Raw genomic sequence first — 18,983 nt, forward strand, 5'->3', positions numbered from 1 at the left:
TGGAGTGGAGAAGAAGGACTCTGAAAGCTCTGAATCCTGGTGACGGTGACGCGCTTGGTCCGGTGGCAAGAATTGCTCGGACCGTTTGGTCGGCTGACCGAGCTGATGCGCGACTTCGTGCTGTTCGACGGCGGGGTGAAGAAGGTGCCGCGGGTCCACCAGTACTTCGGCATCAAGGAGGCGCAGGCGCGCGTGCGCCAGAAGCAGGGCGGCATCATCTGGCACACGCAGGGGAGCGGGAAGAGCATCGTGATGGTGCTCCTCGCCAAGTGGATTCTGGAAGCCAACTCGAACGCCCGGGTCGCGATCGTCACCGACCGCGACGAACTGGACAAGCAGATCGAGGGCGTTTTCACGGACGCCGGGGAGACGATCCACCGCACCGGCAGCGGGCGCGAGCTGCTGCGGCAACTCGGGCAGGCGACCCCGCGGCTCCTGTGCTCGCTGGTCCACAAGTTCGGCAAGAAGGGGGAGAAGGGAAAGCGGCTGAGCGACGCCCAATTTAAGCAGTTCATTACCGAGCTGGGAAACCAGCCGTGCCAGACCGTCGGCGTGCTGTTCGTCTTCGTCGACGAATGCCACCGCACGGAAAGCGGTCGGCTCAACGAGGTCATGAAAGCCGTCATGAGGGACGCGGTTTTCATCGGCTTCACGGGCACGCCGTTGCTCAAAGAGGATCAGAAAAAGAGCGTCGAGGTCTTCGGCAGCTACATCCACACGTACAAGTTCAGCGAGGCGGTCGAGGACGACGTGGTGCTGGACCTCGTGTACGAGGCCCGCGACATCGACCAGGCCCTCGGCTCGCAAGAGCGGATCGACGCGTGGTTCGACGCCAAGACGAAGGGGCTCAACGACTGGCAGAGGGACGAGCTGAAGAACAAGTGGGGCACGATGCAAAGCGTGCTCAGCTCCAAGGGGCGCATGGGCCGCGTGGTCGACGACATCGTGTTCGACTTCAGCGTGAAGCCCCGGCTCTCCAGCGAGCGCGGCAACGCGATCCTGGTGGCGTCGAGCATCTACGAGGCGTGCAAGTACTTCACGCTGTTCCGGGAGACGCCGCTGCGGGGCAAGTGCGCGGTGGTCACGTCGTACAACCCGCAGACGCAGGACGTGACGCTGGAAGAGACCGGCGCGAACACCCGGACCGACAAGCAGTTCATTTACGACACCTACACGGAACTGCTCAAGGACGTCGTCGCCGAGCCCGGTATGAGCAAGACCGAGACCTACGAGGAGGTCGCCAAACAGCGGTTCATGGAGGAGCCGGCGCAGATGAAGCTCCTGATCGTGGTGGACAAGCTGCTCACCGGGTTCGACGCGCCGTCCTGCACGTACCTGTACATCGACAAGTCGATGCGGGACCACGGGCTGTTTCAGGCGATCTGCCGGACCAACCGCCTCGACGGCGAGGACAAGGATTTCGGCTACATCGTGGACTACAAAGACCTGTTCAAGCGGCTCATCAACGAGAAGGGGACGGGCGCGCTCCAGGTGTACAGTTCCGAACTCGACAACAGCGCCGGCGGGACCGACCCGAAGGTGCTGATGCAGGACCGGCTGAAGAAGGGGAAGGAGCGCCTGGACACCGCCGCCGAGATGCTGGCGCTGCTGTGCGAGCCGGTGGCGCTGCCGAAGGGCGAGCTGGAGCACATTCACTACTTCTGCGGCAACACCGAGGTGCCCACCGATCTGAAGGCCCGCGAGCCGCAGCGGGTCATGCTCTACAAGGCGACCGCCGGGTTCGTTCGCGCCTACGCCAACATCGCGGACGAACTGGCCCCGGCCGGCTACAGCGACGCGGACGTGTCCCGGCTCAAGGGGCACCTCGACCACTACCTGAAGGTCCGCGAGGTGGTCCGGAAGGCGAGCGGGGAGTTCCTCGACCTGAAGCCGTTCGAGGCCGACATGCGGCACCTCATCGACAAGTACATTGAGGCGTCCGGGCCGCGCAAGATTTCGCCGTTCGACGGCGTGGGGTTGCTGGACCTGATCGCGACGACCGGCGCGGCGGACGCGATCGACGCGCAGCTCGGCGACATCAAGGGGAACGGCGAGGCGGTGGCCGAAACGATCGAGAACAACGTCCGCCGCAAGATCATCAAGGAGGAACTGACGGACCCGGCGTACTACGCGAAGATGTCGGCGCTGCTGGACGAGATCATCGCGGCGCGCAAGGCCAAGGCGATCGAGTACGAGGAGTATTTGAAGCAGATCGCGGAGCTGGCGAAGCTGGTGCGGGCGGGCCACGGCGCCGAGACCCCGGCGGCGCTGGACACGCCGGGCAAGCGGGCGCTGTTCAGCAACCTGGGCCAGAACGAGACCCTGGCGCTGCAACTCGACGGCGCGGTACGGGCGGCCCGGCAGGACGCCTGGCGCGGCGTTCAGGCCCGCGAGCAGGCGGTGAAGGCGGCGCTGTACGGCGTGCTGAAGGACGTGGCCGAGGTGGAGCGGGTGTTCCTCATCATCAAGGCGCAGGCGGAGTACTGATGGGCACGCAGATCCAGCTCGGCGCCTGCACCGCCGACGTGTCGTTCAAGAGCATCAAGAACGTCCACCTGAGCGTCCACCCGCCGGCCGGGCGGGTGAGCATTTCCGCGCCCGCCCGCATGAGCCTGGACACCGTCCGCGTCTTCGCCCTTTCCAAGCTGCCGTGGATCAAGCAGCAACAGAACCGGCTGCGCGCGCAAGAGCGCGAGCCCCCGCGCGAGTACATCGACCGCGAGAGCCATTACGTCTGGGGCCGGCGGTACCTGATGGAGGTGAGCGAACACGAGCAGCCGCCGGTCGTCGCTTTGCGGCACAAAAAGTTGGTGCTTCAGGTGCGCCCGGGAACGGACGAAGCCCGGCGCCGCGAACTGCTGGACGGCTGGTACCGGGAGCGGGTGCGGGCCGCGGCGTCGGAACTGATCGCCCGGTGGGAGCCGGTGCTAGGGGTGAAGGTGGGGCGGGTGTTCGTGCAGCGGATGAAGACCCGGTGGGGCAGTTGCAGCCCCGCGCGGGGCAACATCCGGCTGAACACCGAACTCGCGAAGAAGCCGCGGCCGTGCCTGGAGTACATCATCGTTCACGAGATGGTTCACCTGCTGGAGCCGACCCACAACGCCCGGTTCGTGGCGCTGATGGACCGGTTCATGCCGCACTGGCAGGCCCGCCGCGAGGCGCTCAACCGCCTGCCCGTGCGGCACGAGACCTGGAGCCATTAACCGCGGCCACGGTTTCGGGCGTGCCGCGCCGCCGGGAGGTTGAAGAGACCCGCCGGGCGGCGGGGTCGGCGCACGTCAGTGTCGGTCGGAGGGGCTGGTTGCTCCCGGCGCGGACACACTGGAACCGCTCCGGAGCCGCGGCCCTCGAATTACTCCGCGGGCCGCTCGGGCTCGCGCCGGGAACGGGCGCCGTGGTGAACCTGCGCGACGGCTTCCCGTCCGGCCCGGGGCGCTCGGCCGCTCGGGCGGCGGCCACCCTTGCGGAGCTGCGGCGGGTCGTCGGCCGCGCCCCCGGCGCCCCGCACCTCATCGACGGGGCGGTTCTGGCCGGAACGGTGGGCGGCTGCACCGCCCACTTCGAGGCGGACATGCTCACGGCCCGCGAGCCCGACGTGCTGATCCGCGTGGCCGAAGTGAAGTCGTTCCCCAAGGTGGACGACCGCGTCGACCCCGAGCAGCTCGGGGCGGCGCTCGACCAGATCGCGGTGTACGTGCTGCTGGCGCGCGACGCGGTCGGTGCGGTCGGTGCCGATCCCGAGTTGGTGAGCGACCGCGGGTTACTCATCACCCCGCACAACGTGGGGCTCACACCGACCCTTTCGGAGGCGTGCGTCGGCCCGCGGGTTGTCCGCATCCGGCGGGTGCTCGCCGCGCTTCCGGACGCGGATGAGGTGGTTGCGGCGACGCCGGCCGGGGTCTCGTTCGGCCCGATTGCGGACACGGGAGCGGAAGAAGCGAGTCGCCTCGACGCCCTGCACCAGATCGCCGATACGGTCGGGACCGCGTACGCGCCGAACTGCCTCACCACCTGCGGGAGCGCCCGCTTCTGCCGCGCCCGGGCCGTCGCCGCCGGCGCCCCGTGCGTCACCGGCCCCGCGGCGGTGCGCCTGCTGCCGGAGGTGCTCGACCTCGGGCGGGCCGAATCACTCACCCGCGGCGCCCCGCCGACGCCCCAGGAAGCGCCCGCCGCCGCGCTGCTCGCGAGCGCCGGCCGGCTGATCGACGAGGCCGTGCCCGCCCCGCTCCCGACCCGGAGGACCGCATGAACCCCATCGATGTCGCACTCGCCGCCCGCGCTTTTGCGGCCCGCCGGGGAGTACCCAGCGCCACCGTTCGGCACCGCCGGCTGAGCGCGAAGCCGCTGGCGGTCGTCGCCTGGCAGCTCGGGGGCGAGCCGTTTTCGGTCGCCGCCCTCGGCTGGGGCGACCGCGCGAACCAGCTCCATACGACCGTCCCCGGCGAGTCGCGGAACCGCACGCTGCTGTTCGCCGCGCTGCTACCGTTCGCGCACTGGTTCAACGCACGCTTCGACGCGCCGGCCCTTGATCGGGAAACGATCACCCGCGGCGAGCACCGGTTCACGATCGCCCGCACCGCCCCCCAGGTGATGGTCCCGAACCGCGCGACGGTCGAACTGCTCGGCCGCCTGGGGCGCCGGCTGGCGTACCTGCCGACCGAGGGGCCGAACGCCGCCGATCCGGCGCTCGTGCGCCTCGGGCGCCACCTGCGGTTCCTCTGGGACCACGCCTCGTTCCCGGGGCCGCAACTGCTGGTCGCACTGACCGACCTGATGAACGCGCACTGGATGACGCCCCAATCCGGCAGCGAGCGCCAGTCCCTCCCGGCGCTGGAGGCGTTCATCGACCCGCCGCCGGGGCTGGACGGGTTCGCGGCGGCCGAACGGGCCGAGTTCTGCCCGGTCGGCCCGGCGCCGGACGGGGGCGATGACGACCGGCTCATACCGCTCGTCGAACGGTTCAACGCGGCCCGCGGTCGGAGCACCGACCCGGCGGTGGTCGGTCCGCTGCGGGCACCGATCGAAGATCACTACCGTCCGCTGCTGGGCCGATCGTGGGGGCTGTTGTGGCGCTGTCGCGACCGGGAGCTGTCGCGCCCCGAAGCCCCCTCGGTGGGCCGCCGGTGGGACGCCGACCGGCAGGACTACACCCGACATATGGATTGGCTGAACCAGAACGGCCTGCGGCGCACGCGCCAGACCCCGCGCCAGGCCGCAACGGCGTTCCGCAACACCGAAGAGGCCGGGCGCCTGCTCGAGGCCGAAGAGGCGTGCGACGATCCGCTGAAGATGGCCGCGTACGTACTGGCCGGCAAAGCCGTTCGCGGTCGGGTGGTGGCGCTCGACCCGAACCACAAGGAGCCCGGCCCCAAGCGCACGGTTCGCCGCCCACTGGTCACGGTGCGGTCGCCGGAGCCGTGCCGGATCCCGATCGGCCGGGAGCTGTGGTGGACCGGCCACGCCGACGGAACCGAGTACGTGGTCGAAGACGTCGTGCCCGCGCCGGGCGGCGGGTCCGATGTGGTGCTGAAGCTCACGACCTCGACGGCGACCAACCCGCTGCCGTCGGTCGGCGCGACCGTCTGCTTTTCGGTCCACTCGACGAAGCCGAGATGGCTCGGGCAGTTACCCGATACGCACCCCTGGACGCACGTCCCGCCGGCCCCGGCCGCGCCGCCGTCACCGCTGGAATTCCTTACCCCGGAGGCTTGAGAGATGGCGACCGCCGCGCCCCTGTTCGATACTTCTGTGGTCGCCGCCGCCGAGGCGACCGTGACTGCTGCGATCGGCGCCGCGCTGAACGGTCGCGGTGCCCACCGCGCGGTCGTCGTGCCCGCTCCGGCCGGTGCGGGAAAGAGCCACCTGACCGTCACGGCGGTGAACGAAGCCCGACAGCAAGGGCTGCGGGTGGTGGTCGCGGCCCCGACCAACGAGCAGGCGTTCGGGCTGGTGGGCGCGATCGCGGCGCGGCACTGCGCGGGCCACCCGGACCGGGCCGTAACGTTCGTTCCCGCCAGCGACGTCACGCTCCCGCCACGGGTGTCGGCCCTGGCTGGCGTGCGTGTGGCGAAAGCCAAGGACGCCAGCGGGCACGAGCTGATCGTGGGAACGCTCAGCAAGCTGGGCGACGCGTTCGCCCGCGGCGACCTGGAGCCGTTCGACCTGCTGCTGGTGGACGAGGCGTACCAGGCCGATTCGGCGAAGTACTTCGCGGTCGGCGATCTCGCTCCGGTCCACCTGCTCGTGGGCGACGCGGGCCAGATCAACCCGTTCGCCACGGTCGCGGGCCCGGGCCGGTGGCGCGGGCTCCCCGAAGACCCACTCCAGACGGCCGTGGGGGTTCTGTTGCGCAACCATCCGCACACGCCGGTATATCGGCTACCGATCACCCGGAGGCTCGACCCGCGAGCGGCGTCGGTGGCGCGGCTGTTCTACCCCGATTTGGCGTTTAATGCTGCGGTGCTCCCCGGTGTGCGCGAACTGCGGCTGACACGGGGCGGCGCATCGCACCGACTCGACGCGGCCCTCGACACCGCTGCGCGAGACGGATGGGCGCACGTGGAGCTACCGCGCGGGGCGGTGCTTCAGGCGGACCCGGAAGCCGTCACCCTGATTGCGGACCTTGTGGAGCGCCTGTTCGAGCGCGGCCCGCGGACCCGGTGCGAACGGCAGACGGTTCTAAGTGCCCTCGCGCCGAAGCAGGTTGCGGTCGGGGTCAGTCACAACGACCAGAAGGACCACCTGCGCGCCGCGCTGGACGCACGCGGGCTCTCCGCGGTGACCGTCGAGACCGCGAACAAGTTGCAAGGGCTGGAGTTCGAGGTCACGTTCGTCTGGCACCCACTGTCCGGGTTACCCGAGGCGGACGAGTTCCACCTGGACCCGGGGCGGATGTGCGTGCTGCTGACCCGGCACCGGCACGCGTGCGTGGTGGTCGGCCGGGCGGGCGACCGCGAGCTGGTGGACGATTGCCCGCCGCCCCCGACCGCCGCGTACCTGGGGCACGACCCGGACCCGGTCCTCGACGGCTGGGAGGTTCACCGCGAGGTGTTCGCGGCGCTCGAGCCGTGGCGTGTGAGTGCATAGCGCCCGGTACGGGTCGCCTGGTCCGAACGGAGTACGCGTGATGCTTCTGTCACAGCAGATGCTGTAAAACTAAAACTGGGAAGTATGTAATGCCTATTCGCCGCTGTCCGTCAGATACTGTGACGGCCGGCAGCAGGGCCAACGAAACTAGCCGCCACAAAGGCGGTCTAGCGGCGTCCGGTTCTGACCGCCTGCAGCGTCTCGCTTAGTCGAGGCCTTATTCGCAACGTGGCGGTGGCATGAAAGAAGACGAAACACAACGGGGGGAGTGACCCGCGCGCGTCCGGCGTCCGCGGAAGCTCGAGCCGCCCGAAGTCCCGGCGAGAGGAGCCACGCGAGCGCCATGCCCCACCCGATTGCCCCACAACCACTGCCGGACGACCATGACGGTTGGGCCGAATTGGCAGCCGACGCAAGAGCCCCAGAGAAGAACCGGCGCGGGGCATTCGAGCGGCTCACCACATGCATCGAAGGCGTCGCGCGCCGGGTGTCGGTCCGATTCGCAGGGCGGCGAGAGGACTTCTGTGCCGGGGTGTTGGGGGACGTCTGGGAGGTCATCGGCCGCTTCCCTGCGGGCGCCAACTTCGAGGCCTGGTGTTATATCGTGCTCCACAACCGTTGGACCGACTTGACGCGGTGGGAACAGTGCCGGGAGAGCCAGAGTTTACTCGGACATCCGGAGCCGTCCGCCCCGGACATCCGCGCCGCGTTGGAGCGGGGACTCGATTCCGCGGCGATCTTCGGCGACGACGACCTCCGCGAGATCCGCGCATGGCCGCTGCGGGACCGCGTCGTCCTGCTCTGCCTCGCGTCCCTTTGGAGGAAAGTCCCTGACGACGAGTGGCAAGGCTGGGTGCGCGACCACCGCGCCGCCCACGGCACGCCGGCGTCTGACCCGTTCCCACCCGACTCCCTCGACCGGGGTAACGGAATCGCGGACCAGAATGCGCTGTTGGCCCGGGAACTCGACCTGCGGCGCAACACTCTTTCTGTGATCCTTCACCGCGGCAAGGTCCGTCTTGGGGTGCTCCGCTACGTGCGAGACCTGATGGGACCGGACGGGGGGCGACCGTGACAACGTGGACCAACGTACCCGACCCGCGCGACGACGCGGCCCCCTGCGCCGGCCCGTGCGCGGTGCAGGTCGAGGAGCACCGGTGGCGGCACATAACTGAGGAGCACGTGTCGAACGTGCGGGAGCCGTGGGACGAATGGCTTACCCCGGCGTTGGCGGATGGGCTCCGCGCGGCGTGGGCACCGGGTTCGACCGAGGAGGGGCGGCGGGCGTGCATCGCCCGGGTGGCAGAAATGGTCGAGCGGGATTTGCGGCGGTGCCTCACCGCGCCACTCGCAGTCCTCTACGACGATTTTCAGATATCTGCAGCTGGCCGGCCGAGTCGCGGCCAGGAGACATGGGCGCTCGTCCTCCCCTCGGGCGCGATGTTGGTCGTCCGGTCGCGGCCGGCCGGAGGGGCCGTCGTCAGCTGTTACTTTAAGGGGGCGGCCTGTCGGGCGACCGACCCGGCGGACAGGTGGAGACGGACCGCGGAGTACGTCTTGATGACATACGCCAAACTCAACCTGGACGGGACCTTTTCGGCCCCGGACCTGACTGAATTCGTGCAAGGGAAGGCCGGGCTGCGGACCCGAATTCGATTCCGGACCGCCTCGACCTGGGCGCTCGACGCCGCCGGACGGCGCCCCTGGGACGTGCTGCCCGACGACTGGGCGGCTGGCGGCGCGGGCGACCCGACCACGACACTGCGTCCGCGGCGGACGTATTAGGGATGACAGACATGAATCCGATTCCCCCGCCGGAGCACGGCAACGACCCGCTCGGGTGGCGCGAGCAGTTCCGGCGGGCGCTGGCGCACCCGAAACTCGCCGACCTTGGCGGTGAGCCAGACGACGAAGCCCTTCGGGCCGCGTACCAGTTGGCCTCCGCGCTCGGGCACTGCCGGCTTTACGGCGTCGACCTTGGGGCGACCGACGGCACGCTGCCGCCTGACATTGCGGTGGCCGCTGCCCGCCGGTGGGACCGCTTGCTCGGGGAGTGGACGCTGAAGGTCACCCGGTTGGAGGAGGTCTGGGCGGGATCAGGTGAAGAATTCGTTGCTCTCGACGCCTCCGCCGACCTCCTCGGCGCGCGGATGGAATCCTGGGCCGTGTTCCTCGCGATCGACGAAGCGTACCAGGACGCGGTCGAGCACGCTGTCCCGCGGCGTCACCTGAAATCGCTCCTCGATTCGGCCCTGAACGCGTTGGACCGCTTCGACGCCGCGCTCCAAGAGGCCGCGGACTACCTTACGCCGGTAGCCGGCACCCAGCTCCTCGTGAACTGGCGGGCCGTCGTCTCGCGCGAATACCGCGCCACCCCGCCGTGGTGGCTCAGCGGCGAACTGGAAGAACTGTTCGAGCGGATCCAAACAGACGCGCACGGATGGCTCCCCCAGCCCCGCCAACGGAACACAATTATGAAGCCTCCGGCTAATGGTGCGATCGGGACGGTGAAGAAGTTGCTCGCCGCGGCCGAGGGCCTGCGGGTCGGCTACGACTCGTCCGTGAGCGCGACCGACGGCGTGTTCGAGCCGGTGCCGGCGGACCTCCGGCCGGAACTCGCGGCGTACCTCGCGCGCCAATACCCGCACGGGCTGTTCCGCCACCAGCGGAGGGCCGTCCAGGGGCTCCTCAAGGGGGCGCACACGGTCGTCGCTACCCGAACCTCGTCGGGTAAGTCCCTCATCTACTCTGTCCCGGTTCTCAACCGCCTGTTGACCGACCCGAGCGCCACCGCGCTCTTCCTGTTCCCCCAGAAGGCGCTCGCCAACGACCAGTTGCAGCGGCTGATCGAGGCGGCGGACAGTGTCCCCACACTCGCCCGGATGCGGGCGGCCAAGCCGTGGCTGATCTCCCGCTACGACGGGGCGACCCCGGACGACGACAAGCCGGCCATCCGAAACGAGGCGCAGGTGCTGTTGACCAACCCGGACATGCTCCACTACGGCCTGCTGGCGTGGCACGAGCGGCACTGGCAGCGCTTCTTTACCAACCTGAGGTACGTAGTGGCGGACGAGTGCCACGAGTACCGCGGCATCTTCGGCACCAACGTCAGCTACCTGTTCCGCCGGCTCCGCGCGCTCTGCGCGCGCTACGGCTCGTCGCCGACGTTCATCGCCACGTCGGCGACCGTGCAGTCGCCCTCCGAGCACATGGAGCGGCTGACCGGGCTGCCGTTCGACTGCGTCGGACCCTCAGAGGACGGGAGCCAGCAGGGCGAGCGGAAGTTCTGGATGGTCCGCTCGGAGGAACACCCCTACGACGCGGGCCGGAAACTCACGCTCGCCCTGGCGGAATCGGGCTTGACAGTCCTGACCTTCTGTATGAGCCGGACCGCGGCGGAACGAATGATGGCTCGGTCGGGCAAGGACAACAAGGACCCCGAACCGCCGTTTGTCCGAGTCTACCGCGCCGGGCTGACCCGCTCCGAGCGCGAGGAGATCGAACAGGGGCTGAAGAACCGCACCGTTCGAGCTGTCTTCTCGACCAGTGCCCTGGAGCTTGGGATCGACATCGGCGCGATCGATGTGGTCGTTTGTGTCGGTCTGCCGAACACGATGATGAGCCTCTGGCAGCGCGCGGGGCGGGCGGGCCGAGCGGGCAAACAGGGCGCGGTCGTTCTCATCCCGGGGCAAACGCCGATCGACACGTACTACGCCGACCACCCCGAGGACCTGTTCGCCCGGGACCACGAGCCGCTCGTGCTCAACCTGGCCAACCGCTCGGTCACGCACATGCACTACGCCTGTGCGATGAAAGAGGCCGGCGACGAGAGCCGGCTCGACACCGCGACCCTGGGGCCGGAGATCGCCGCGGTGAAGAAGCAGCGGGACGCCGGCGACCTCCAGGAGGACATCTTCTACGTTAGCGACCCCCACCAGCGCGTTCGCGTCCGCGGGGCCGGGGACGAGGCCTACCGGCTCATGCTGGACAAGGAAGAAATCGGGGAGATCGACCCGTTCCACCTGCTCCACGAGGCCCCGCGGAACGGCATCTACTACCACGGCGGCCGGCGATACCGGGTCCAGGACGTTCAGCAGAAGGAGCGGATCGTCCGCCTCAAGCCGGAGTTCAGCCCGCACGTCACGACCTCTAACATCGGCACCCGCATCCGGGTCCGCCGGGCGTCCGCCGTCCGCAAGCACGGCCAGGTGATCGTCGCGCGGGCGGTCCTGGACGTCAATGACTACCTGCGGAACGTGACCGAGAAGCACCTCAACGGCACGAAGGTCCGCGAGTACCCCGGCGCCGGGATGCCGAACAACTGGCTTCCGACGGAAGGGACCATGCTCCGGCTGGAGCGGCCCTTCTGGGACGAGGTGACGGCGCGCCTGGGCGACGGTGCGGCTAAGGCCGCGCTGGACACCACCGCGCGCCTCTTCGGAAGTCTGTTCCCGACGGTGACCGGCCCGTGCGACGCCTCGGATTATTCGGCCACCGCCGACTGCCCGAAGGACGCGCCCCCGGCGGTGTACCTCTACGACATGGTTCCGTACGGCGTGGGGCTGGCCGTCGAGGCGTGCGACCGCATGAGCGACCTCGTGGACCGTTCCGCCGAACTGGTGCGCGGTTGCGAGTGCGGGTCCGACGAGGGCTGCTTCCGGTGCGTGCGCAACCCCCAAGCGGAGATCGCGGCGAGCAAGTTGGCAACGCAAGCCCTGTTGGAGATGCTCCGGCGCGAGTTGGCGACCCCGCCCGTCGAGTCCGAGCCCGCCACCGAAGAGTCACGCGCCGCGACGGGCAAGAGTTGTCCGAAGTGCAACTACCCGACCACCCACCAAGCCAAGTTCTGCAGCAACTGCGGGCACAAGCTGGAAACCACCTGATGACCACCGTCACGCCCATGCCCAGCCTTACCGCTGTGTACCCGACCGCGCACGTTCGGGGCCGCCTGAGCACCCGTCTGGAGGAACAGACGCTGGGGTGGGCGACCCTCGACGCCGCAACGGTATTGGAGATGGGGCGCGAACAGGTCGGCTGGTTCGTGGGCGGCCACCCGGGTGTCGTGCGGGCCGCCGAACAACTGGGCCGCCTCGACTCGAACCCCGCCGGCGGGGTTTGGATCGTTGCGCCGCACAGCCGCGACCTCGCGCGGGATTTGTTTACGAAGTGGCCGCACCAGGCCTACGTGACCCAGCGCCCGCAGGGCGCGAGTTCGGTCTGGTGCTCCCGAAAAGTGTGGGTCGCCATCCCCGAGGAACTGGACCAGCTGCTCCCCCGAGCTCCTCAGGCGGAAGCCGGCGTGGCCGGTGTCATCGTCCTAGACCCCCCGTGCATCATTCACAAGTCGCGGGTAGGGACCGACAGCTGGGGGCACGTTCACCGGAACGACCGCCCGCAGCACGTGGTCGACTTCCGAGCCTCGCTCTTGTCCGACGACTGGCAACCGCCGCTGCTACTCGTCACCGAGCGGCCGGCGAGGGCGGTGGAGACGCAGGCCGTCGCGCGGACGTACTGTCTGAACGCGTTCCGGTTTGTCGCGGGCGACTCGTTCGCGTGCTGGGAGATCCCAGTAGTTTGCGAGTGACCACCTCACCGAGTTTGTACCCGTGGCACCAGTCTCAGTGACTGTCCCATATGTGAGATTTATGCCACCGTGTGGTATTGAAACTCGGCGTCGCCCCCTTTCGGCTCAAGCCGGTTGAGCATCAGGTGGATCATGGCCAACTTGACGAACGCCTCCGACGACCGCACCGTCTTCTCCCGGTCCTTGGACAACCGCCGGCACGTCCCCAGCCAGGCGAACGTCCGCTCCACCGTCCACCGCCGCGGTAACTTCACCCACCCCTTGGCCCCGTCCGGGCGGCGGACGATGACCAGCTCCCACCGGGCGTTCGTCTCGACCCACTCGTACAGGGCGTAGTTGTGGTACTTGCGGTCGGCGAACACCCGGCGCACCTTCCCCATCGGTTGCTCGTCCAGCCGGCCGAACAGTTCGGCCGCCGCCTTGGCATCATCGACGCTCGCGGCCGTCACCAGCACGGCCAGCAGCAACCCCATGGAATCCACGAGGATGTGCCGCTTCCGCCCGTCCACGTTCTTGGCGTTGTCCCGGCCCCGCTCCTCGCCGCCGGAGGTCGTGTCCACCGACTGGCTATCCACGCTCGCGGTCGTCCGGGGCGAGTACGGCCTCTCGGCGGTGCGGACCTTTTTGCGGAGAAGGTCATGGATCGTGTCGCGGGTGCCGTTGTGTCGCCACTCGTCGAAGTACCGCCCGACCGTGGACTTGGGCGGGAAGTCCTTGGGCCGGTACCGCCACTGGCAACCGGTCCGCAGCACGTAGAAGACCGCGTCGGTGACGTCCCGCAGGGCGGTGGTGCGGGGACGGCCGCCGGGGTACACGGGGATGTGTGGCTCGATGAGCCCCACTGCTCGTCGGTCACGTCGCTCGGGTAGGATTGGGTTCGCATGGACCATTCTACCCACCCAACCGCCACATATGGGACAGTCTCTCAGCGGGAGGGTAAGGGCGAACCACACACCGAGGGCGAGCCCATGTTCGAGCAACCCAACTACTTCGTACTGACCACCGCGATGAGTTGGTGGCCCTTTCCCCCCCCCCGGACCAACTGTACTTTCCGCGAATTTGTAGGCCGGGCGGTGATGGTGGTACGTTCGGAGTAGACGAATGCCGGCCCGTCCGGGAGGATGGCGTTACCACACGACCTCCCAACCCGAACGGACGCGGCGATGCCATCTTCGCACACTCCGGCCCCGCGGTGCCAGTGGTTTTCGATTCTGGCCGGTGCCTTGGATCGGCGCTCGGGCCGGCGGTTGGCGCTGTTGTTCCTGGGGGTGCTGTTGGCCCGCGGGCGACAGGCCCGGAGTTGCTGGATCCGAGCCGCCGGGTTGTCGTCCCAGTACCGCCGCTGCTACCCCACCGCGGCCGCCGTCGGGCGCCGGGCCGAGGCCATCGCCACCCGGTTGTTGGTCGAGGTGCTCCGGCCGTTGGTGACCGGGCCGCGGGTCGTGCTCGCGTTGGATGACACCCCGACGGCGCGGTACGGTTCCCAGGTGCAAGGGGCCGGGGTGCACCACAACCCGACCCCCGGGCCGGCCGGGAGCGGGTTCGTGTACGGGCACGTGTGGGTGGTCCTCGGGTTGCTGGTGGCGCACCCGCTGGGCGGGGTCGTGGCGTTACCCCTGTTGGCCCGGCGGTACATCCGGAAGGCGAACCTGGGGGCGGTTCGGGCGGCGGACCGGCCCCCGTTCGCAACCAAGCTGACCATGGCCGTGGGCTTGGTGCGGTGGGCGCACGGGTGGCTGGCGTTGTGGGGGAAGGCGGTGTGGGTGGTGGCCGACGGGGCGTACGCCCAGGGGCCGGTGCTCAAGCCGCTGCGGAAGCTCGGGGTGACGGTGGTGAGCCGACTGCGCCGGGATGCGGCCCTGTGCTCGGTGCCACCGGCGCGAGTACCCGGGCGGCCCGGGCGGCCGCGGGTGTACGGGACCGAGCGGGTGTCGCTGGCCAAGCGGGCCGCCCACCCCGGCGGGTGGAGCACCGGCATGTTCACCGTGTACGGGAAGTCGGTCGAGAAGCGGTACAAGACGTTCGTGGCCACGTGGCGCCCGGCCGGTGGGGCGATCCGGGTGGTGTTGGTGGACGAGCCCCACGGATGGGTCGCGTTCTTCGGCACCGACACCACCGCGACCGTGGCCGACATCCTGGAGCGGGTGGCCGACCGGTTCACCCTGGAGACCTGTTTTCGGGATCTCAAACAAGTCGCCGGGGCGGGTCAGCAGCAGGTGCGCGGGGTGCCGTCGAACGTGGGGTGCTTCCACCTGTGCGCGTGGGCCCACACCCTGACCGAGGTGTGGGCCTGGAACCAGAACGCCGAGGCCCTGGTGGGGCACCGATCCGCATCCCCGTGGGACGACCCGAACCGGCGCCCGAGCCACGCGGACAAGCGCCGGGCCTGGCAACACAAGCTGTTGGCCCAGGAGATTCAGGCCGTTGTGGGCGAGCACCACGACCACGCGAAAATCCGCGACCTCGCCCACCGGTGCTTGGATCTGGCCGCGTGAGCGCGGCCGATTCGCGGAAACTACAGCTCCAATGCACCCTCCCAGAACCGCCGGTCGGGTCGTGGGGCGTACCGGCACTTATCGGACCGTGCAATGAGCCAAGTCGACCGGCTGCCAGTGACGTAGCCCGGACGTCCTTGCCCGGGCTGCATCGTCTCCTGTTGCTCGTTACCAGGGGGGGCTGGCCCTCATTCAGTTCGTCGGGGTGGCTTGGTTCTTCACATCCGATTCATTGTCCTTCGCCAAAGCGGCGGACACGTTTTCGAACCAGATCAGCTTGCTGCCGCGCGAACCGGGACGATGGAGCGGCCAACCGCCCTGACTTTTCTTTCGAGAGACACTGCCGATAAAGAGACTTTTTCGTATGCCTGTAAAAAATCATTTTTATGGTCTGTCTGATCCAATATGATGATGCCGATGTAGTCGTCTTCTCTCGCTTAAGGTGCGAAATCAGCATGGCTGAATCCAATAACGGCGACACTGCTCGCGAGTTTAAAATTGGGGCCGCAAGGATCCGCGGCCTGGGCAGTTTCCACAAGACCCTCCCGCACAATCAGTGGGGGGAAGTGGACGAAGACGAGTTCAAGAAGCTGGTGGCGGCCACCCAAGGCGACGGGTCCGGGTTCGCGGCAGTGCTCGGCGGGGCGACCGGGGCGGCCGCCTTCACCAACCCTCAAGCGGGGCTGGCATTCGATCGGTTGACGCAGCACCCAAGCGCGTACTCCATGCCGCCCGCGCCGAAGGTGCTGTCCGTCACCGCCGCCGCGGAGATGACCGAGCTGTACTGGATGGCGCTCCTCCGCGATGTGCCGTTCGACCAGTTCGACACGGACCAGAGGGCGGCGGCCGCGGCTACGGAAATTGAGTCCCGGTTCGCGGAAGCGGTGGGCGACACCGGCGACGCAGGCCACCTCATCACCGGCGTCGATGTGCCGGGTCCGGCCGGTGCTCTAAGCGACATTACCCCGCAGAATCTGTTCCGGCTCGGATTGCCCGGCGAAGAACTGGGGCCGCTGGTGAGCCAGTTCTTCATCCGCGACGTCCACTACGGCACCCAGCGGATCGACCAGAAGCAGCTGCCGTACAAGAAGGGGCGGGACTACCTGACCGAGTTCCCTGACTGGCTGCGCGCCCAGTCGAGCGGGCGGGACGGCAAGGGGCAGGCTTACCCGCAGTCGAACGAGGACAGCGCGAACAACTTCGAGACCAACCGGCGGTACGTCTCCACCCCTCGTGACCTGGCCCGGTTCGTAAACAAGGACGCCCTTCACCAGGCTTACTTCAACGCCGCCCTGCTCCTGCTCTCGGGGGGCGCCCGGTGGACGCCGGGGAACCCGTACGGCGACGGGCAACGGCTGGAGCCGCGGGAGGCCGGGTTCGGGGTGCTCGGCGGGCCGCACATCCTGGCGCTGGTGTCCGAGGTGGCCACGCGGGCGCTGAAGGTGGTGTGGAACCAGAAGTGGCAGGTTCACCTGCGGTTGCGACCCGAGGCCTACGGCGGCCTCGTTCACGTCCAGAAAATCGGCATCGGCGGGTCGAACGGCAAGCGGCCCTACGGCCTTCCGGGCTGGGTCGGCACCACGGACGCGGCGAAAGAGGTTCGTAAACAGCACAAGAGCCTCCTCCTGCCGATGGCGTTCACCGCCGGCAGCCCCACCCACCCGGCCTACGGGGCCGGGCACGCCACCGTCGCCGGTGCCTGCGTTACGGTGCTGAAGGCGTACTTCAAGACCTTTACTAACGAGGGCGGGGTCGACATCCCGGTGCCGTTCAAAACGCTCAAGGAGCGCGAACAACCCTACGGCGCCGGGGACACGATCAAGTGCTATGCCACCGGGATCATGACCAGTCCGGAGGGGGACGAGGGCACCCGCAACCCACTGCCCGACTCGATCGCCGACACGCTCACCATTGAGGGCGAGCTGAACAAACTGGCGACGAACGTGGCGATGGGGCGAAGCATGGGCGGCGTCCACTGGCGGACGGACAACACCCGCAGCCTGATGCTCGGCGAAGCGCTGGCCGCCCGCATCTTGGCCGACATCACCACCGACGCGAACGAAAAGCCTACGTTCACGTTCCGCTCCTTCGCCCGGAAGATGGACGGCGAGCCGAAGAAGGTGCGGATCGCCCACGGGCGTGTGTACGTGGACGACGTGCTGGTGGACACCAACAGCAGCGCGCTGTGACCGCAACTGGACCAAACCCGGACGACCAGAAACGGCTTTTACCCATGAGAAACAGACTCGCACGCCTCGTCCAGCCCGGTTCCGTTAAGTCGACACCTCGGTTCATTTGCGATGACCGTATCGGGCCGAAACGGGGCGGGGCCAGAGAGACCGCAGAAGATTTTCTGACCGCGTGGGCCGCGCGGCTGAAAATTGACACGCGACAGACCCCGCTGGGTTACGATCGCGTGCTATCGAGTCGGTTCGGCAAGCACGTCCTCTTCCAGCAGCGGTTCCGCGGTAAGCGGCTGAGCCACGCCTGGCTCCGGGTGGACCTCGACCCGGACGGCCACGTCGTCGCCGTATCCAACCGCTGCCTCACGGCCGCGCGCGCCAAACGAGCGGGTCAAACCTGTCCGCACCGGGCTGTGCTCTCTGCAGACCAAGCGGTCGATCATGCGGTTCGGTCGGTCGGATCTGCTGAGGGCGTGGCAGCCACACGAGACCCAAAATTAACGTACCTCCGGGCCGGCCCGGGCGTGCACCGAACTTGGAGTGTGGACCTGGCGGGCGCGGACCCAGCGGACCGGTGGCGGGTGTACGTCGATGTCGTCACGGGCCGCGTGATTCACTCCGAGGAGCAAGTCCTGCGGGCCACCGGCAGCGGCCTGATCTTCTCCCCCAACCCGATGGTCGCCCTCGGCGCCCCCGGTCTGTCGCCCGCCGATCCGATCCCGTCGGAAGCGTACCGCGAGGTCGCCCTGCTCGACCTCGACGACAGCGGCTTCCTGACCGGCCCGTGGGTGACCACGGAGGCCACGAGCGCGGCGGCCCGGATCCGCCGTCCGTCCGGCGACTTCCGGGTCACTCGCGAGAATACGGGTTTCCGTGAAGTTATGGCGTATTACCACATCGACACTGCCCAGCGGTACTTGCAGAGCATAGGCATGGCACACGCGGCGGTTCGGGTATCCGTTGACGCGAGCGGAAGCGGGAGCGGTGCCTTTTTCGACCCGAACACGCTGGTGGTGACCCTTTCAACTGGCGGCACCCCGGACGCCGAAGACGCCGAGGTCATCCTTCACGAATACGGTCACGCCGTCCAGAACGCGATCGTCTTCGGTTTCGGCCAAGCCGCCGCATCCCGACCGCTGGCCGAGGGGACTGCAGATTACTTCGCCGCGACGTTCTTCGACGGTGTCAAAGGGGGCGCGTTTCGCCGCGGACTGGGGAGCTGGGAAGCGGCCGGGGACGGGCAGACGGGAAGCCCACCGTTCTCCCGCGTACTCGACTTCCATGGGCCCCTCGGCGGTCAGCCGCTGCGGCTGACCGAGTTCTGGTCCGGGTGCCTCTGGTCGCTCCGCGAGTTATTCGGGCGGACGAGGGCCGACACCTTGGCCGTCGGGTTCCTCTCCTTCGTTCCCCACGACGGCGGCCTCGCCGACGGTGCCATCTCGCTCGTCGCGGTCAACCGCCTTCTCATCGCCGCCGGCACCGCCGACCGGGACAGCGAGGCCGCTATCGTCGAGATGTTCTGGGAGCGTGGCGTGGACGCCCGGCAGGGGAGCATCAGGTCGGACGTTGATTTCCCGCCGCTACCGGCCGTCATCTGAGTGGCGGCACCCACCGGTGCCGCACGCTCGGAGCGGT

The 18,983-nt window shown here is 68.5% G+C and carries 13 protein-coding genes; 12 read left to right on the forward strand and 1 reads right to left on the reverse strand.

Annotated elements, in window-relative coordinates:
• Window positions 1-39 precede the first annotated feature (39 nt).
• The 9 genes from GobsT_RS06390 (at window position 40) to GobsT_RS06430 (ending at window position 12,670) form a co-directional block, all read left to right on the forward strand.
• Window positions 40-2,487, forward strand: a complete 2,448-nt coding sequence (locus GobsT_RS06390) for a type I restriction endonuclease subunit R (protein WP_010034275.1) — start codon at window positions 40-42, stop codon at window positions 2,485-2,487.
• Window positions 2,487-3,203, forward strand: coding sequence for a M48 family metallopeptidase (locus tag GobsT_RS06395; RefSeq protein ID WP_010034273.1), 717 nt, complete (start codon window positions 2,487-2,489; stop codon window positions 3,201-3,203). The genes GobsT_RS06390 and GobsT_RS06395 overlap by 1 nt, the downstream gene beginning before the upstream one ends.
• A gap of 98 nt (window positions 3,204-3,301) precedes the next feature.
• Window positions 3,302-4,249: a hypothetical protein gene (locus tag GobsT_RS06400; protein ID WP_010034268.1), complete on the forward strand. Its 948-nt coding sequence runs from the start codon at window positions 3,302-3,304 to the stop codon at window positions 4,247-4,249.
• The gene (locus GobsT_RS06405) at window positions 4,246-5,712 is read left to right on the forward strand and encodes a hypothetical protein (protein ID WP_010034265.1); all 1,467 of its coding nucleotides are present in this window, start codon (window positions 4,246-4,248) and stop codon (window positions 5,710-5,712) included. Before GobsT_RS06400 ends, GobsT_RS06405 begins: the two co-directional genes overlap by 4 nt.
• 3 nt (window positions 5,713-5,715) lie before the next feature.
• On the forward strand, window positions 5,716-7,086 hold the full coding sequence (locus GobsT_RS06410; RefSeq protein WP_010034258.1) for an AAA family ATPase: 1,371 nt from the start codon (window positions 5,716-5,718) through the stop codon (window positions 7,084-7,086).
• 604 nt (window positions 7,087-7,690) lie between these two features.
• Window positions 7,691-8,161: a hypothetical protein gene (locus tag GobsT_RS06415; protein WP_148087628.1), complete on the forward strand. Its 471-nt coding sequence runs from the start codon at window positions 7,691-7,693 to the stop codon at window positions 8,159-8,161.
• Window positions 8,158-8,871, forward strand: a complete 714-nt coding sequence (locus GobsT_RS06420) for a hypothetical protein (protein WP_010034253.1) — start codon at window positions 8,158-8,160, stop codon at window positions 8,869-8,871. Before GobsT_RS06415 ends, GobsT_RS06420 begins: the two co-directional genes overlap by 4 nt.
• A gap of 11 nt (window positions 8,872-8,882) precedes the next feature.
• Window positions 8,883-11,969, forward strand: coding sequence for a DEAD/DEAH box helicase (locus GobsT_RS06425; protein WP_010034248.1), 3,087 nt, complete (start codon window positions 8,883-8,885; stop codon window positions 11,967-11,969).
• On the forward strand, window positions 11,969-12,670 hold the full coding sequence (locus GobsT_RS06430) for a hypothetical protein (protein WP_010034247.1): 702 nt from the start codon (window positions 11,969-11,971) through the stop codon (window positions 12,668-12,670). The genes GobsT_RS06425 and GobsT_RS06430 overlap by 1 nt, the downstream gene beginning before the upstream one ends.
• Before the next feature lie 59 nt (window positions 12,671-12,729).
• On the opposite strand, the gene GobsT_RS06435 is transcribed toward GobsT_RS06430, so the two are convergent.
• Window positions 12,730-13,553, reverse strand: a protein-coding gene (locus GobsT_RS06435) for an IS5 family transposase (RefSeq protein ID WP_010038832.1) whose coding sequence is annotated in 2 segments (ribosomal slippage) — window positions 12,730-13,508 and window positions 13,508-13,553 — 825 coding nt in all. Because the reading frame shifts where the segments join, the coding sequence is not laid out codon by codon here.
• 280 nt (window positions 13,554-13,833) lie between these two features.
• On the opposite strand from GobsT_RS06435, the gene GobsT_RS06440 reads away from it, so the two are divergent.
• The 3 genes from GobsT_RS06440 to GobsT_RS06450 all read left to right on the forward strand — a co-directional run bounded on the left by GobsT_RS06440 (window position 13,834) and on the right by GobsT_RS06450 (window position 18,946).
• Window positions 13,834-15,165 carry an IS701 family transposase gene (locus GobsT_RS06440; RefSeq protein ID WP_010034245.1) on the forward strand — a complete coding sequence of 444 codons (1,332 nt, stop codon included), beginning with the start codon at window positions 13,834-13,836 and terminating at the stop codon, window positions 15,163-15,165.
• A gap of 455 nt (window positions 15,166-15,620) precedes the next feature.
• Window positions 15,621-17,354 carry a vanadium-dependent haloperoxidase gene (locus GobsT_RS06445; protein WP_050790204.1) on the forward strand — a complete coding sequence of 578 codons (1,734 nt, stop codon included), beginning with the start codon at window positions 15,621-15,623 and terminating at the stop codon, window positions 17,352-17,354.
• A 536-nt stretch (window positions 17,355-17,890) separates the two neighbouring features.
• Complete coding sequence (locus tag GobsT_RS06450; RefSeq protein WP_010034237.1) at window positions 17,891-18,946, forward strand: gluzincin family metallopeptidase; 1,056 nt, start codon at window positions 17,891-17,893, stop codon at window positions 18,944-18,946.
• The last annotated feature ends 37 nt before the right edge of the window (window positions 18,947-18,983 follow it).

This window comes from Gemmata obscuriglobus, from assembly GCF_008065095.1.
In the GTDB taxonomy this organism is placed as follows: domain Bacteria; phylum Planctomycetota; class Planctomycetia; order Gemmatales; family Gemmataceae; genus Gemmata; species Gemmata obscuriglobus.

What these genes read in the sequence shown, in the direction of transcription:
- GobsT_RS06405 (WP_010034265.1), top strand. Translation starts at nt 4,246, where the DNA reads ATGAACCCCATCGATGTCGCACTCGCCGCCCGCGCTTTTGCGGCCCGC.
- GobsT_RS06395 (WP_010034273.1), top strand. Translation starts at nt 2,487, where the DNA reads ATGGGCACGCAGATCCAGCTCGGCGCCTGCACCGCCGACGTGTCGTTC.
- GobsT_RS06410 (WP_010034258.1), top strand. Translation starts at nt 5,716, where the DNA reads ATGGCGACCGCCGCGCCCCTGTTCGATACTTCTGTGGTCGCCGCCGCC.
- GobsT_RS06445 (WP_050790204.1), top strand. Translation starts at nt 15,621, where the DNA reads ATGGCTGAATCCAATAACGGCGACACTGCTCGCGAGTTTAAAATTGGG.
- GobsT_RS06425 (WP_010034248.1), top strand. Translation starts at nt 8,883, where the DNA reads ATGAATCCGATTCCCCCGCCGGAGCACGGCAACGACCCGCTCGGGTGG.
- GobsT_RS06430 (WP_010034247.1), top strand. Translation starts at nt 11,969, where the DNA reads ATGACCACCGTCACGCCCATGCCCAGCCTTACCGCTGTGTACCCGACC.
- GobsT_RS06440 (WP_010034245.1), top strand. Translation starts at nt 13,834, where the DNA reads ATGCCATCTTCGCACACTCCGGCCCCGCGGTGCCAGTGGTTTTCGATT.